This window comes from Pseudonocardia sp. NPDC049154 (assembly GCF_040648315.1).
Taxonomy (GTDB): Bacteria; Actinomycetota; Actinomycetes; order Mycobacteriales; family Pseudonocardiaceae; genus Pseudonocardia.
On the sequence record NZ_JBEZDN010000012.1, the window covers coordinates 1 to 13,667 of the forward strand.

The 13,667-nt window shown below is 75.2% G+C and carries 17 protein-coding genes; 10 read left to right on the plus strand and 7 right to left on the minus strand.

The genetic code is table 11. From position 1 onward, the window contains the following. Positions 1 to 86 precede the first annotated feature (86 nt). The 3 genes from AB0B41_RS09105 to AB0B41_RS09115 all read right to left on the minus strand — a co-directional run bounded on the left by AB0B41_RS09105 (position 87) and on the right by AB0B41_RS09115 (position 1,597). Positions 87 to 596, minus strand: coding sequence for an ATP-binding protein (locus tag AB0B41_RS09105; protein WP_358200726.1), 510 nt, complete (start codon positions 594 to 596; stop codon positions 87 to 89). Positions 597 to 664: 68 nt separating this feature from the next. Further along, positions 665 to 1,054 (minus strand): STAS domain-containing protein, encoded by a 390-nt coding sequence (locus AB0B41_RS09110; protein ID WP_358200728.1) that lies wholly within the window; start codon positions 1,052 to 1,054, stop codon positions 665 to 667. A 69-nt stretch (positions 1,055 to 1,123) separates the two neighbouring features. Next, positions 1,124 to 1,597 (minus strand): NUDIX domain-containing protein, encoded by a 474-nt coding sequence (locus AB0B41_RS09115; protein ID WP_358200730.1) that lies wholly within the window; start codon positions 1,595 to 1,597, stop codon positions 1,124 to 1,126. A 227-nt stretch (positions 1,598 to 1,824) separates the two neighbouring features. Here AB0B41_RS09115 and AB0B41_RS09120 point away from each other — a divergent pair, with 227 nt between their 5' ends. Next, on the plus strand, positions 1,825 to 2,094 hold the full coding sequence (locus AB0B41_RS09120; RefSeq protein WP_358200732.1) for a DUF3040 domain-containing protein: 270 nt from the start codon (positions 1,825 to 1,827) through the stop codon (positions 2,092 to 2,094). A 3-nt stretch (positions 2,095 to 2,097) separates the two neighbouring features. Here the strand turns inward: AB0B41_RS09120 and sulP are convergent, their stop codons facing one another. Beyond that, positions 2,098 to 3,813 (minus strand): sulfate permease, encoded by a 1,716-nt coding sequence (sulP, locus tag AB0B41_RS09125; RefSeq protein WP_358200734.1) that lies wholly within the window; start codon positions 3,811 to 3,813, stop codon positions 2,098 to 2,100. 113 nt (positions 3,814 to 3,926) lie between these two features. On the opposite strand from sulP, the gene AB0B41_RS09130 reads away from it, so the two are divergent. Continuing rightward, positions 3,927 to 4,523 carry a hypothetical protein gene (locus AB0B41_RS09130; RefSeq protein WP_358200736.1) on the plus strand — a complete coding sequence of 199 codons (597 nt, stop codon included), beginning with the start codon at positions 3,927 to 3,929 and terminating at the stop codon, positions 4,521 to 4,523. A 25-nt stretch (positions 4,524 to 4,548) separates the two neighbouring features. Continuing rightward, the gene (locus AB0B41_RS09135) at positions 4,549 to 6,009 is read left to right on the plus strand and encodes an FAD-dependent oxidoreductase (protein ID WP_358200738.1); all 1,461 of its coding nucleotides are present in this window, start codon (positions 4,549 to 4,551) and stop codon (positions 6,007 to 6,009) included. A gap of 7 nt (positions 6,010 to 6,016) precedes the next feature. On the opposite strand, the gene AB0B41_RS09140 is transcribed toward AB0B41_RS09135, so the two are convergent. Further along, positions 6,017 to 6,274 (minus strand): hypothetical protein, encoded by a 258-nt coding sequence (locus tag AB0B41_RS09140; protein ID WP_358200741.1) that lies wholly within the window; start codon positions 6,272 to 6,274, stop codon positions 6,017 to 6,019. A 94-nt stretch (positions 6,275 to 6,368) separates the two neighbouring features. Here AB0B41_RS09140 and AB0B41_RS09145 point away from each other — a divergent pair, with 94 nt between their 5' ends. Continuing rightward, complete coding sequence (locus AB0B41_RS09145; RefSeq protein ID WP_358200743.1) at positions 6,369 to 6,689, plus strand: hypothetical protein; 321 nt, start codon at positions 6,369 to 6,371, stop codon at positions 6,687 to 6,689. A 10-nt stretch (positions 6,690 to 6,699) separates the two neighbouring features. On the opposite strand, the gene AB0B41_RS09150 is transcribed toward AB0B41_RS09145, so the two are convergent. Next, positions 6,700 to 7,068: a VOC family protein gene (locus tag AB0B41_RS09150; RefSeq protein WP_358200745.1), complete on the minus strand. Its 369-nt coding sequence runs from the start codon at positions 7,066 to 7,068 to the stop codon at positions 6,700 to 6,702. Between the two features lie 114 nt (positions 7,069 to 7,182). Between AB0B41_RS09150 and AB0B41_RS09155 the strand changes: the two genes are divergently transcribed. Beyond that, entirely contained in the window at positions 7,183 to 8,091 is a 909-nt protein-coding gene (locus AB0B41_RS09155; protein WP_358200747.1) for an alpha/beta hydrolase, read from the plus strand. A 102-nt stretch (positions 8,092 to 8,193) separates the two neighbouring features. Here the strand turns inward: AB0B41_RS09155 and AB0B41_RS09160 are convergent, their stop codons facing one another. Then, complete coding sequence (locus AB0B41_RS09160; RefSeq protein WP_358200749.1) at positions 8,194 to 8,967, minus strand: phytanoyl-CoA dioxygenase family protein; 774 nt, start codon at positions 8,965 to 8,967, stop codon at positions 8,194 to 8,196. A 108-nt stretch (positions 8,968 to 9,075) separates the two neighbouring features. On the opposite strand from AB0B41_RS09160, the gene AB0B41_RS09165 reads away from it, so the two are divergent. The 5 genes from AB0B41_RS09165 to AB0B41_RS09185 all read left to right on the plus strand — a co-directional run bounded on the left by AB0B41_RS09165 (position 9,076) and on the right by AB0B41_RS09185 (position 13,658). Beyond that, positions 9,076 to 9,858, plus strand: coding sequence for an IclR family transcriptional regulator (locus AB0B41_RS09165; RefSeq protein WP_358200751.1), 783 nt, complete (start codon positions 9,076 to 9,078; stop codon positions 9,856 to 9,858). Positions 9,859 to 10,002: 144 nt separating this feature from the next. Then, positions 10,003 to 10,872 carry a nitrate ABC transporter substrate-binding protein gene (locus tag AB0B41_RS09170; protein WP_358200753.1) on the plus strand — a complete coding sequence of 290 codons (870 nt, stop codon included), beginning with the start codon at positions 10,003 to 10,005 and terminating at the stop codon, positions 10,870 to 10,872. A 181-nt stretch (positions 10,873 to 11,053) separates the two neighbouring features. After that, complete coding sequence (locus AB0B41_RS09175) at positions 11,054 to 12,088, plus strand: ABC transporter substrate-binding protein (protein WP_358200755.1); 1,035 nt, start codon at positions 11,054 to 11,056, stop codon at positions 12,086 to 12,088. Beyond that, a complete protein-coding gene (locus AB0B41_RS09180; RefSeq protein ID WP_358200757.1) occupies positions 12,085 to 12,906 on the plus strand; it encodes an ABC transporter permease subunit in 822 nt (273 codons plus the stop codon). Before AB0B41_RS09175 ends, AB0B41_RS09180 begins: the two co-directional genes overlap by 4 nt. Continuing rightward, on the plus strand, positions 12,903 to 13,658 hold the full coding sequence (locus AB0B41_RS09185; RefSeq protein ID WP_358200759.1) for an ATP-binding cassette domain-containing protein: 756 nt from the start codon (positions 12,903 to 12,905) through the stop codon (positions 13,656 to 13,658). The genes AB0B41_RS09180 and AB0B41_RS09185 overlap by 4 nt, the downstream gene beginning before the upstream one ends. Positions 13,659 to 13,667 lie beyond the last annotated feature (9 nt).

Sequence of the window (13,667 nt, forward strand, 5' to 3'; positions counted from 1 at the left end):
GTGTTTGTGTTTTTATCCGGTCTCTTCTACGAAACCCCCACTCCGCAGTTTTGGGGGCTTAATGGCCCACCCCCCACCCCCGCCACTCACAGGGTGGGGACGGGCGGGCTGAGCAGGGTCACCACCGTGCCGTCGGAAGGCGCCGGGCCGCCGCGGTGGATCAGGACCTCGGCCATCAGCACGGACATCATCGGCAGCCCGCGGCGCCGGTTGACGTCCTCCTCGGGGCCGGGCCGCGGGAGCCAGCGACCGGTGTCGCGGATCCGGACCCGGAGGCGCCGCTGCCGGTCGACCGGCTCGACCTCCGCGACGACCTCCACCGTCCCGTCCGGCGCCCCGGGCGGGAAGGCGTGCTCCACGGCGTTGCTCACCGCCTCGTTGACCGCGAGGAGGACGTCCAGGGCGGCGTCGTCCGGCCACTCGAGCTGCGCCAACCGGCGTCGCAGCCCGGTGCGTACCAGGCCCAGCGTCTCGAGTACGGCCGGGAGCCGGATCTCCCAGGCGTGCCCGTGGCGGGCGGCACGGGGCGCGGCACCACCCGGACCCGCGCCGGGGAGCGGGCCCGCACGGTCCGACCGGTCCCGATGCGCTGGCACTACCCGAGAGTGTGACGCGCCCCGCCCCCGCAGGACCAGCCGGGCCGCCGCACGCCGGTCCCGCCGGGTCAGCCCCTGCTGCCGCGCGGCTCGCCGAGCGCCTCCGCCACGTCGTAGTACAGGGCCAGGACGCGTTCCAGGCCAGTGATCTCGAGCGGCCGGACGACCGGCCGGTTGTGGTCGACGACCACCCGCAGCGGCTCGTCCTGCCGCTGTGCCGCCCGGTGCGCGGTGACCAGCGCGCTCAGGCCGGCCTGGTCGAGGAAGTCGACCCGGGTCAGGTCGACCACGATCACGTCCACCGCGGGGTCGGCGAGCGCCCGGCCGACCGCCGCCTCCACGCGCGGGGCGGTGAACATGTCCACCTCTCCCGCCACCGTCACCACCATCGCGGGCCCCGCCCGGCGCGACTCCACGCGCAGCAGCTGCTCGGCCGCGGGAGCCTGGTCACCCGTCACGCGGCCAGTCTTCCCTGCGACGCGGCCGTCCCGACAGGGCCCCACGCCTCGGGTTCCGGGTGGCGGCCCTCACCCGACGTGCGCGTGGTCGGGCTCGGCGAGGGCGTGCCGGAGCCACTGGTGCATGGCCGGGTGCATCGCCAGCCCGTCGAGCCGGTCGATGGTCACCCAGTCCGCCTCGCTCGTCTCCTCGCCGTCGGGCCGCGGCTCCCCGGACACCGGCCGGGCGTGCACGCAGACCGCGAACTGCTGGCGCACCTCGCCGGTGCCGTCGACGACGACGTGGCCGGGGTCGCTGTAGACCCCGGCCACGCGCACCACCTTGATCGCGACCCCGCTCTCCTCCGCCACCTCCCGCTCCGCCGCGTCGACCGCCGACTCGCCGATCTCGACGCGGCCGCCGGGGAGCTCCCAGAATCCGTCGTCGACGCGCCGCACGAGCAGGACCCGGTCGGCGTCGTCGCGCACCACGGCGAAGACGCTCGGCGCGACGAGGGTGGGCCGCGGCGGGTCCGGATGGTGGTAGTACTCGGTGCGGGCCATGGTCCCGGCACGGTCGCATCGCGGCCGTAGGGCTGTGAAGTGGCCAAAGCCCTGTTCGCGGCCGTGCCCGGCTACTCCGATCGCTCCCACTCCCGACCGACCTTCACCCCGCCGGGGCGAGGCGCGCGGACGTCGGGCCGCCCATCGTCCGACGGACGGCGAGCGGGGGAGGTCGCGGTGCCTGCGGGGGACGAACGGACGGCCACGCCCGGCACGGGGCGTGCACCGTGCTGAGCGGCGACGAGGAGCGCCTGCTCACGGCGATCGAGCGCCAGCTGCGCGCGGAGGACCCGGAGCTGGACAGACGGCTCGGGCGCGGCCTCGGGCCGCCCGCCGGCAGGCGTCGCTGGCTCCTGCCGGTGCTGGTCACGCTGGCCGTGCTGTGCATCCTCGTCGGCCTGGTCGTCGCGGAGGCGGCGGTGTTCCTCGGCGGGCTGGCGCTGGCCGGGACGGCGTGGATCGTCGTCCACCGGCAGCGCCGGGGCCGGCGGACCTGACCGTCACCCCGGCCGCGGCGCGGTCCACCGCGCGCCGGTCTCCCGCCGGAAGACGTCGACGGCGGCGTCGAGGGTCGGGAAGAAGTGCGCGGGGTCGATGGTGCCGGTCAGCTCGTAGCGGTCGATCTTGCGACGCACCGGGTCCTTCATCTCGGCGAACACGAGGTGCACACCGCGGCCGTTGAGGGCGACGTCCAGGTCGTGGAGCATGTCCGCCGCGGTCGTGTCGACGTCCGTGATCGGCTCCGCCGCCACCACGATCCAGCGGAGCGCCGGGTCGCTCCGGCTCCGCCGCTCCAGCTGCTCGCGGAAGGTCCGGGCGTTCGCGAAGAAGAGCGGCGCGTCGAACCGGACGAGGACGCAGCCCGGCAGCAGCTCGGCCTCGGGGTAGCTGCGGACGTCGTGGAAGCCCGGCAGGCCGGGGACCCGGCCGAGCACGGTCTGGTACGGCCACCACGCGCGCCGGAACACGTTGCCGATCGAGAGTGCGACGGCCACCGCGATCCCCGGCAGCACGCCGAGCAGCACCACCCCGAGGAAGGCCGCGACCGACAGCGCGAACTCCGTCCGCCGCACCCGGTACAGCCGCACCGTCCCGCGGACGTCGGCGAGCGAGGCCGACGCGGCGATCACGACCGCCGCGAGGGTCGGCTGCGGCAGGGTGCGCAGCAGGCCCGGGGCCAGCAGCAGGATCAGGGTGATCGCGGCCGCCCCGACCAGGCCGGTGACCTGCGTGCGCGCCCCGACCTGCACCGCCACGGCCGTCCTCGACCCACTCGTGCTGACCGGGAAGCCCTGGAAGAAGCCGGCCGCGAGGTTCGCCGCGCCGATCCCCACCATCTCCCGGTTGCCGTCGATCGTCCGGCCCTCCCGCGCGGCGAACGACGAGGCGGTCGAGATCGTGTCGGTCAGCGAGACGAGCGCGATGCCGGCGGCACCGGCGAGCAGCGGGAGGAGGTCCGACAGCCCGATCAGCGGCAGGGTGGGCGGCGGGAAACCCTGCGGCAGCGTGCCGACCAGCACGACGCCCCGCTCGTCCAGCCCGAACAGGGCCGCCGCGAGCATCGACAGCACGACCACGACCAGCACCCCGGGGATCCGCGGGAGCACCCGCTGCAGCACCCCGATGAGGATCAGGCCTCCCAGACCGACGGCCAGCGCCGCCGGCACGACCTCGCTGCCGAGCACGCCCCGCACGAACCCGGCGACCTCGCCGCCGAACCCCTCGGCGTCGACCGAGAACCCGCAGAGCTTCGGGAGCTGCCCGACGAGGATCGTCAGGGCCAGCCCGTTCATGTAGCCGATCATGGTCGGCTTCGAGATCAGGTCCGCGACGAACCCGAGGCTGCCCAGCCCGGCGACCACCATGATCACGCCGGTCATCAGCGCGAGCGCCGAGGCCAGCGCGACGGCGCGCTGCGGGTCGCCGTCCGCCGCGACGAGCGGGAGTACGGTCGCCGCGATCATCGGGCCGAGCGAGGAGTCCGGCCCGAGCACGAGGATCCGCGACGGGCCGAGGACGGCGTAGGCGAGCAGGCAGAGGATCGACGTGTACAGGCCGGTGATCGCGGGCAGCCCCGCCAGCTCCGCGTAGGCCATGCCCTGCGGCACGAGCAGCGCGGTCAGGACCAGGCCGGCGACGACGTCGCGGGGCAGCCACGCCCGGCGGTAGGACCGCAGCATCGTCAGTCCCGGGACCGGCGAGGACTCCCCACTCACGCCGCCCAGCATGGCGTGACCGGCCGCGCGCACCCTCACCCCGGCGGTGTGGGCGGTTCCTCTCACCCCTGTTGGGTGACGGCCCCCGGCCGCCGCCGGTCCATCGTCGGGCCGTGGCCCGCACACCCGACCGTGACGGCAGCGGGGTGGCGACGGGTGCCTCCCCCGGCGCGTCGACCCCCGCCGCGTCGGCACCGCCCGGCCCGTTCCGCAGGCTGTTCCGCCACACCCCGCTCAGCCGGTACCGGTGGCACAGCGAGGAGGACCTCTCCCAGGCGATCTACGGCACCGTCATCGGCGCGGCCGGGATCGCGGTCGGCAGCGCGCACGGCGACCTCCGCGAGATCGTCCTCACCGTGGTGGTGACCGTCGCCGTGTACTGGGCCGCCGAGCGGTACGCGGACGTGCTGGCCGCCGCCGTCCACGCCGCCGGTCGGGGCGAGCGGGTCCGGGCGGCGCTGCGGCGGGGGCTCCCCGTCGTGGAGGCGGGACTGACGCCGCTCGTGCTCCTGGTCGTCCTCGCGCTGCTCACCGGGCGCCTCCCGCTCGCGGTGTTCGTCGCGCTCGGCCTCGCCACGGTCATGCTCGGCGGCTTCGGGCACGTAGCGGCCCGCCGGGCCGGCGCCTCCGTGGTCCAGGCCGTCTGCTGGGGTCTGTGCAGCGCGGCGCTGGGCGGACTGGTCATCGGGCTGAAGATGCTGCTCCACTGAGGAGGGGACGACTCAGGGGGGCGGCATGGAGATCGTGGTCGTGGGCGCGGGGGCCGCCGGGTTGATGACCGCGTTGCTGGGCGCGCGTGCCGGGCACCACGTCACCGTGCTGGAGCGCGAGCCGCTGGAGCCCGCCGGCTCGGTCGAGGAGGCCGCCGGCCGGGCCTTCCGGCCCACCGCGCCGCAGATCGTGCAGCCGCACGTGCTGCTCGCCCGCTACCGGCTCCTGCTGCGCGATCACCTGCCGGACGTCCACGCGGGGCTGGTCGGCGACGGCGCCGTCGAGTCCCGGCTCGAGGCCCAGCTCCCGCCCACGCTCCGCGACCTCGCCCCCGAGCCCGGCGACGACCGCTTCACCATGCTGCTCACCCGCCGGTCGACGCTCGACCGGGTCCTCGACGCGGGCGTGCGGGCCGAACGCGGGATCACGCTGCACACCGGCGCGACCGTCCGCGGGCTGCGGACCCGGGGCGGCGCCCCGCCGAAGGTCACCGGGGTCCGCCTCGACGACGGCGAGGTGGCCGCCGACGTCGTGGTCGACGCGTCGGGGCGGCGGTCCCGGATCGACGGCTGGCTGGTCGACGCGGGTGCGCGGCCGCGGCCCGTCGTCACGGCCGACTGCGGTCTCGCCTACTACAGCCGGCACTACCGGTTGCGGAGCACGGACGGCCTGCCCGGCCGGGCGGACAACCGCACGATCCTCCCGCTCGACGAGTTCGTCGCCGGGATGTGGGGCGCCGACAACGGGACCGTCGTGCTGGGGCTGTGCCCGCTGGCCGAGGACCACCGGTTCCGCGTCCTGCGGGACCCGGAGGTGTTCACCGCGGTCTTCGACGCCGTGCCGGGTCTGCGGGGCTGGCTCGACGTGCTGGAACCGATCAGCGACGTGTTCCCGATGGGCGGCCTGCACAACACCCTGCACCGGCTGGTCGACGCGGCGGGCCCGGTCGCCCTGGGGCTGCACGCCGTGGGCGACGGCGTCTGCACCACCAACCCGACGCTCGCCCGCGGGCTGGGCGTGGCCCTCCGCACCGCGCTGGACCTCGTCGACGTGCTCGCCGCGCACCCCCGCGACCCGCACGCCCGCGCCCTGGCGCACGACGCGGCGATCACCGAGGGCGTCGAGCCGTACTACGTCGACCAGGCACGCACGGACGCGGCCCGGCTCGCCCGGGTCCGCGGGGTGCTGCACGAGCGGGGCGTGCTCGCCGGCCGGCCCGCCACACCGGCGGCGCCCCCGCCGCCGGCGCCGTCGGCGAGCCGGGTGGGGTTCGACGAGCTGTCCGCCGCGGCCCTGGTCGATGCGACCCTCTTCCGCGCCGCCACCTCGGTGCGGGGCATGCTCGCCCGCCCCGAGGACGTCTACACAGACCCCGCCGTCGTCGCCCGGGTCCGGGAGGTGCAGGCCACGCACCACGACGGGGTCCCCGCACCCGCCCAGCCCGATCCCGACCGCCTCTCCTCGGCCCTCGCCACGCGGGCCTGAGCGGCGGTCAGGCCGGCTCCTCCCCCGCCCGCTTCCGGGCGGCGCCGAAGCGCTGCTGGACGTTCTGCTTGGTGGTGCCGTAGAGCGCGCCGATCTTCGACCAGCTCGCGCCGGCCTCGCGGGCCTCGGCGGCGCGGCGGCGCTCGACCTCCTCCGCAGCACGGCGGAGGTCCCTCGCCGCGGCCAGGGCCTCGAGGGGGCTCCCGGCGGCCGCGAGGGCGTCGAGGGCCTTCTGCACGTGCTTGAGGCCACCGTCAGCCGACACGCGTCAATGCTAGCTTGACGTCTCGGCCGTCAATGATAGGTTGACGAACGTCAACTCGGTATTGACGGGACACCGACGCAGGAGGTGTGTGCGGATGGACGGGCGGATCCACCAGCAGGGCCGGGCGGAGCGCGACCGGCGCGGGACGGCGCCGGACCGGGAGCTGCGCCGCGCTCTCCGCGCGGTCTACTTCGCGGTCGCCGCGCTGCGGCACTCGCCGCGGTCGCCGCAGGTCTCCCGGGCCATCTCGGAGGCGAGCACGGCCGTCGCCACGCTGCCCGGCGGCTTCGTGGCCGAGGCCCTCTACCGGCTCATCGGCACGATCGAGGACTGTCACCGCGCGGGCACGGCGAACTCGACGCGGCTCGACGAGCGGTGGCGCACCGCCACCGCCGCGGTGCGGCTGGCGGACTGAGCCGGACCGGTCAGGTCCGCTCGGCCACCAGCAACTGCCGACCCTCGGGGTCGGTGACGTTCACGAACGTGCCCCAGCCCTCGGTCGTCGGCTCGGTCACCTCGACGCCGGCGGCGCGGACCTCGGCGGCGAAGGCGGCGACGTCCTCGGTCGCGAAGGTCATCGGGTAGCCCTGGTCCGGGTCGCGGCCGAAGTCCTTCGCCGCGCTCAGCACCACCGACGTCTCCGCGCCCGGCGGCCGCACCTCGACCCAGCGCGCGCCAGGCCACATCTCGGCGTCGGTCACGGTCTCGAACCCGAGCCGCCCGAAGAACTCCAGCATCCGGTCCTGGTCGGCCACGGCGAGGATGGCGCCCGCCACCCTCCTGATCCCGCTCATGCGGCCATCGTGGCAGCGACCCGCCGCGGGCGGAAGCGGTCCGTGTGGTCATTTGCGAACGTCGTACGCGATCGGTACCGTCATTTGCGAACAACGATCGCGAAGGAGGCCCCGGTGGTCACGCGGTACGCCGACAACGGTGAGGTCCGGATCGCCTACGAGGACCTGGGCGGGGGCGGAGGCGAGCCGTTGCTGCTGGTCATGGGCCTCGGCGCCGCCCGCGTCCGGTGGCCGGAGGGGTTCGTGGCGGCCCTGGTGGAGCAGGGCTTCCACGTCGTCTCCTACGACCAGCGGGACGCGGGCGAGTCCACGCGTTTCCGCGAGCACGCGCAGGTGCACCCGTTCGTCGGACTCTTCCGGCGGCGGCCGGTGGCCTACACGGCCGAGGACATGACGGACGACGCCGTCGCGGTGCTCGACGCGCTGGGCTGGGACAGTGCACACCTGTTCGGCCACTCGCTGGGCGGCCTGCTCACACAACGCATCGCGCTGCGTCATCCGGACCGGGTCCGGAGCATCACGGTCTCCGGCGCCATGCCGAGCGACGCCCGCGGGCTCGCGCAGCTGCGGCACGTCCGCCTCGGCTTCGTGCTCTGGGCGTCCCGGCTCGGCACCCCGGAGGACGACGAGGGCCACCTCGCCGCGGGGGTGGCCCTGGCCCGGCGGATCTCCTCGCCCGGTTACGCCTTCGACGAGTCCGCCGCCCGCGCCGCCGTCGGGCGGGAGCTCGCGATCTCCCGCGGCGTCCACGACGCCGGGGCACAGGGCAGGCAGACGGGCGCGCCGTGGAGCGGCGGCCGGCTGGCCGAGGTCCGCACGCCCACGCTGGTCCTGCACGGCGAGCAGGACCCGGTCGTCCGCCCGTCGGCGGCCCGCGCCACCGCGGCCGCGATCCCGGGCGCCCGGCTCGTGCTGCTGCCCGGCGTCGGGCACGATCTCCCGCGGGAGCTCTGGCCGCGCGTCACCGGCGAGGTCCGGGCCCTCGCCGACCGCGCCGCACCCACGGCCGGCACCGGACGCTGACCGGCGGCGCCGACCTCACCGCTTCCGGGCGGCGCAGGCCACCAACCGGGCGGGTCAAGCCGGCGGACCGCGGGTACCGGGGATCGCGGAGGAGGTCGAGGCTCACCCGAGGGCCGCCAGCACCGGCTCCTCGACCGGCGTCGGATCCGCGGCGTGCAGGTCCAGCAGGCCCGTCGGGTCGAGGGGCGGCTGGGCCATGAACCGCGGCCGGGTCCCGCGGTGCCGCTGCGCGGAATGCACCAGGAACGGGTGGACGAGGTAGACGTCCCCGGGCAGGCCGGTGGCGAGCGCGACGGGCAGGTCCTCGGTGGCCGGGACGGCCTCGCCGGCGAAGGCGAAGAAGTCCGCGCCCTCGTCGCCGTGCGGAGCGAGCAGCCGGGCTGCCTCGCGGTGCGAGCCGATGCGCACCGTCGTCGGGGCGTCCGCCTCACCGACCTCGGAGAACAGGAAGAGCAGCAGCAGCGCCCGGCCCCGCGAGCGCAGGTTGAGCCGGAACCCGCCGTCGGGTCCCGCGAAGCTGCCCTCGACGTGCCAGCCGGCGTCGCCCGGGTCGTCCGGGTGCGGGAACCGGATCGGGAAGGTGCCGAGCCCGCGCCGCGGCCGCCACCGCCCCGGCCCGACGAGCTGGTCGAGCGCCCCGTGCAGCCGCTCGGTCGTGGCGGCCCGCTGGAAGGGCGGATCGCCCCGGCCGGAGATGCGGTGGACGGGCACGGTCCAGGTGGCGGGGTCGTCGGGCGAGGCGCCGGTCTCGGTGCGCACCTGCTCCCACAGCAGGGTGCGGCACTCGTCGGCGAGCGCGCGGGGGAAGGCCTCCTCGAGCCGGACGAACCCGTCGTCGACGAAGGCGCGGACCTGGGCGGCGGAGAGGACGGTCATCGGCGGTGAAGGGTGGGGCGGTCCGGGTGTCGCCGCCACCGATTTCCCGCCGGGGCGCGGCTACGGTGGATCGGTGCTGCCAGTTCCCCCGTCGCCCCCGGAGCGGGCATGACGGCCGCCGCCCCGTCCGCGCGCGGCTCCGAGATCCAGTCCGTGGCCCGCGCGGCCTCGGTGCTCGGCGTGGTCGTCGACAGCCCGCACGGACTCACCACCACCGAGATCGCCAAGATCACCGGGCTGACGGTGAGCACGGTGCACCGGCTGGCGCACACCCTCGTCTCGGGCAACCTGCTGTGCCGTGACCAGGGCAGCGAGCGCTTCCTCCCGGGCCCGCTGCTGCTGCGGCTGGCGCGCAAGGCCCTCGGCGCCTCGGGCGTCCCGGAGGCGGCCGACGTGCTCAAGGAGCTCGCCGACCGCACCGGCGAGACGGCCAGCATCGGCATGCGCCGCGGCGACGAGGTGCTGGTGCTGCTGTCCGTGCCGTCCACGAAGGCCCTGCGCTACACCGGCCGCCCCGGTGCCCGCGTGCCGCTGCTGGAGTCCGCCATCGGCTGCGCGATCGTGGCGTTCGGCACCGATCCGGTGGGGCAGGCCGCGGAGGTCCTGACGCGGACGGGGAGCGGCAGTCCCGAGTCGTGGGCGACGGAGATCGACCTGCTGGCCACCCAGTTCCGGGGCTACGCCGTGCTCGACGACCCGCACGACCCCGCGTTGCGGGCGGTCGCGGCACCCGTGGTCGGGGCGAGCGAGCACGTCCGGATGGGGGTCGAGATCCAGGGTCCGGCCAGCCGGTTGCCCGACGGGCGGCTCGACGAGCTGGGCTCGGTCGTGCGGTCCGCGGCCGACGCGCTGGAGGGCCTGCCGGTGTCGATGGCGTTCGGGGATTTCTGACCGGACATTTGCTCCACGCCGCTGCTCCTGACCGGACATTTCGCGATGCGCGAATGTGTCCCGCATCCCGCAAAGGGGCGTTGACCATCGCCGCGGGGCCTGCCTACTCTCGGCTCACCCGATCGGGACAGGAGGCGAACGCACGTGACCACGGACCGCGACGACGAGATCGTCGTGTCGCCCAACCACGTCGTCTTCGACCTCCCCGAGATCGTGGCCGTGCAGGAGGGGCTCTTCGAGGCCGTCGGGCTCCGGGTGCGCTTCGCCGACGCCGCGGACCGCTCCGCCGACGCCGAGCGCAACCCGGCGGCGCGGCACAAGGAGTCGCAGTTCACCGCCGCCCGGGCGGACGTCTACAACGTCTGCGAGTGGGGCGGCATCGACCGGCTCGAGCGGGACACCCGCGGCGGCCGGATCGGGCACCTGCGCGCGGCCGTCGTGGCGCAGGCGTTGGTCAGCCTCGACGACGACCTCAACGAACCGCACGACCTGGCCGACGTCCCGGTCTCGGTCAACGAGTACACGGCCTCGCACTACACCGCGCTGCACGTGCTCGAGGGCACCGTGCCGCGCGAGCGGATCACGCTGGCGCACACCGGCCCGCCCGCGACCCGGCTCGACCTGCTGCTGGCCGGCGAGTCCCGCGCGACGATGCTGATGGAGCCCTTCCTGTCCGTCGCGCTGGCCCACGGCGCGCACGTCCTCAGCACCTACGCCTACCGCGGCTCCCAGGTCGTCGCCCCGCACCTCACGGGCGCGCAGCAGGAGGCCTACCGCACCGCCGTCGACAAGGCCGTGGACCTGATCAACGCCGACCGGGCCCGCTGGGCGCCGACGATCGCCGCGGAGGCCGGGGACCGGCTCGACCCGGCCGACCTGCGCCCGGACTACTACCGCTACACGCACATCGCGCCGTTCACCGAGCGCCGGTTCACCGAGACCTACGCCTGGATGCGCTCCTGGCGGCTGACCGACGGCCGCTCCGGCTACGAGACCCTGCGGGCCCTGCGATGAACAGGGTGACCACACCGCTGCTCACCCGGCGCCGGCACGTCGACCTCTGCCTGATCAACGGCGGGACGTGTCCGGGGCGCTGAGCGCCCCCGACCCCGTCCTCGCCCCTCCCTCGAGACCGCACGCGTCGCGTGCCGGTCCGCTGTCGCGCGCCCCCGCGCGCCCTCCCTGGAGTACCCCCATGCCCGCTCGTCCCCTGCTGCTCGACCGGCGGGCCGTGCTGCGCGCCGGCCTGTTCGGTGCCGCCGGCCTCGCCGGTACGTCCCTGCTCGCCGCGTGCGGCGGCTCGTCCGGCTCCTCGGGCTCCGGCCCGGCGCTCGCGGCCCGGGTCGAGGACACCCAGGCGGGCACCGCGGGCGCGGTGATCCGCCCGATCAGCGAGCAGAACAACCTGGTCGGGAACCTCGACCTCACCTACGTGGCCGGCACCGGGCCCGGCGACGTCCAGAACAAGCTGCTCTCGGGCGCGCTCGACGTGGCGAGCATGGGCCCCCTCGGTGCCGTGGTCGCGGCCGAGGCCGGCGCCGACGTCGTCCTGTTCAGCACCAGCCTGAACAACCACGTCCGCTGGCTGGTCCCGGAGAACAGCCCCTACCGCACCCCCGCCGACCTGCGCGGGAAGAAGGTCGCGACGCCGCCGAACAACAGCGACGCCTTCCGCTCCACCCAGCTCGCGGCCGCGGTCAACGGCGGCGACCTCAACGCCGACTACCAGCTCTTCCCGGGCGCGGTGCTGGCCGGGCTGGCCCTCCTCGACCGCGGCGACGTCGACGCGATCGTCACCATCGAGCCCAACGCCACCCGGCTCGTCGGCAAGGGCGCGCGGCAGATCGCGACCGTCGGCGAGCTGTGGGCGCAGGGCACCGGGGAGGACCCCGACGCGCTGTTCCTCAACGGGCAGGGCGCCACCCGCGCCTGGGTCGACGGCAACCGCGAGACCGCCGCCGCGCTCGCGACCCTGCGGCTCGAGGCGCACGAGATCATCCAGCAGCGCCCGCAGGTCCTCGCCGAGCTGTACGACGCCTACGGCATCCCGGCCGACGAGAAGGCCGCGATCGACCTGCTCCCCAGCCGGATGCGCGACGTCTACCCGGTCGCCTGGGGCGAGTCGGTGTTCGCCAACCTCCGCAAGCAGACCGAGGTGGCGCAGCAGGTCGGGCTGATCAAGGCCGCACCCGCGCAGGTCCCCTGGGTCGACCTGGGAGCACCCGCGTGACGGCGACCGACCTCCGCCCCGCCCGCCCCACGGCCGTGCCCGCCGCGCCGGCGCGGCCCCGGCGGCGGCTGCGCGCGCTCCCCGCCCTGCTGTTCCTCGTGCTGCTCGCCGGCGCCTGGCAGCTGATGTCCGTCCTGCTCGACACCGTGCTGGTGCCCGGCGTGCCGCAGATCGTGACCGAGCTGGTCGAGATCGTGTCCGACGGGTCGTTCGCCGAACAGCTCGGCATCACCGTGCTGCGCGTCGGGCTCGGTTTCGCGCTGGCCTTCGTGGTCGCGGTCGCGGTGGGGATCGCGATGGGGCGCAACGAGTTCGCCCGCCGATTCTTCGAACCCGCGGTGCTGCTCGGGCTGACCATCCCCGGCCTGGTCTGGGCGCTTCTGTGCGTGATCTGGTTCGGGATCGACCTGGTCAACCCCGTCGCCGCCGTCGCGCTGTCCTCGGCGCCCGCGCTGATGCTGCAGATCTACCAGGGCACCCGGTCCGTGGACCCGGACCTGCTGGAGATGGCGCACGTCTACCGCTTCTCGCGCGCCACCCGGCTGCGGAGGCTGTGGCTGCCCGCGCTCGCACCCTCGCTGTTCGCGGGCGCGCGGCTCGGGCTCTCGCTCGGTTGGAAGGTGATCGTGCTGGTCGAGGTGTTCGGCATGTCCTCCGGTGTGGGCTACCAGCTCAACAACGCGTTCGCCGCGCAGAACGTCGCCGCGGTGCTGGCGTGGACGCTGCTGTTCGCCGTGGTCATGGCGGTCCTGGAGTACGGGGTCCTGCAGGGCCTCGAACGCCGGACCAGCCGGTGGCGGAAGGCGGTGTCCGTGTGAGCGAGATCGCGAGCGAACCGTCGGCGCTGCGCGCCCCGACCACCACCCGCGTGCGGCTCGACGGGATCGGCAAGACCTTCGTCGACGCCCGCAGCGGCGCCCCGCAGCACGTCCTCGCGGACTTCTCGCTGACCGTCGACCCCGGCGAGCTGGTCGCGGTCGTGGGCGCCTCGGGCACCGGGAAGACGACCCTGCTGCACCTGGTCGCCGGGCTCGTGCAGCCGGACACCGGCACGGTCGACATCGGCGCGCCGCAGCTCGGCGTGGTCTTCCAGCAGCCGCGGCTGCTCGACTGGCTGCCGGTCCGGCAGAACGTCGCGCTCGCGCTGGAGGCCGCCGGGCTCGACCCCGCCGCGGCCGACGACATGCTCGCCGCCGTCGGCCTCACCGAGTACGCCGGCTCCTACCCGACCGTGCTCTCCGGCGGGCAACGCCAGCGGGTCGCCGTGGCCCGGGCGTTCGCGGTGGAGCCCGACCTCGTGCTGCTCGACGAGCCGTTCTCCGCGCTCGACGAGCTCACCGCCCGCAAGCTGCGCCTGCTCCTGCAGGAGCTGTGGATGCAGCGCCCGCGCACCGGACTGCTCGTCACCCACAACCCGCTCGAGGCCGCGCTGCTCGCGGACCGCGTGATCGTCCTCGCCGGGCGGCCCGCGCAGGTGGCCGCGGAGTACCGCGTCGACCGCGATCGCCCCCGGTCCGCCGAGGACCCGCACCTCTTCGACCTGCACTCCCGCATCGTCGCCGCGCTCTAGAAAGGACGT

Excerpts from the sequence above, each read along its gene's own strand:
- AB0B41_RS09115 (WP_358200730.1), bottom strand. The coding sequence starts at position 1,597 with ATGGCCCGCACCGAGTACTACCACCATCCGGACCCGCCGCGGCCCACC.
- AB0B41_RS09135 (WP_358200738.1), top strand. The coding sequence starts at position 4,549 with ATGGAGATCGTGGTCGTGGGCGCGGGGGCCGCCGGGTTGATGACCGCG.
- AB0B41_RS09160 (WP_358200749.1), bottom strand. The coding sequence starts at position 8,967 with ATGACCGTCCTCTCCGCCGCCCAGGTCCGCGCCTTCGTCGACGACGGG.
- AB0B41_RS09150 (WP_358200745.1), bottom strand. The coding sequence starts at position 7,068 with ATGAGCGGGATCAGGAGGGTGGCGGGCGCCATCCTCGCCGTGGCCGAC.
- AB0B41_RS09175 (WP_358200755.1), top strand. The coding sequence starts at position 11,054 with ATGCCCGCTCGTCCCCTGCTGCTCGACCGGCGGGCCGTGCTGCGCGCC.
- AB0B41_RS09165 (WP_358200751.1), top strand. The coding sequence starts at position 9,076 with ATGACGGCCGCCGCCCCGTCCGCGCGCGGCTCCGAGATCCAGTCCGTG.
- AB0B41_RS09145 (WP_358200743.1), top strand. The coding sequence starts at position 6,369 with ATGGACGGGCGGATCCACCAGCAGGGCCGGGCGGAGCGCGACCGGCGC.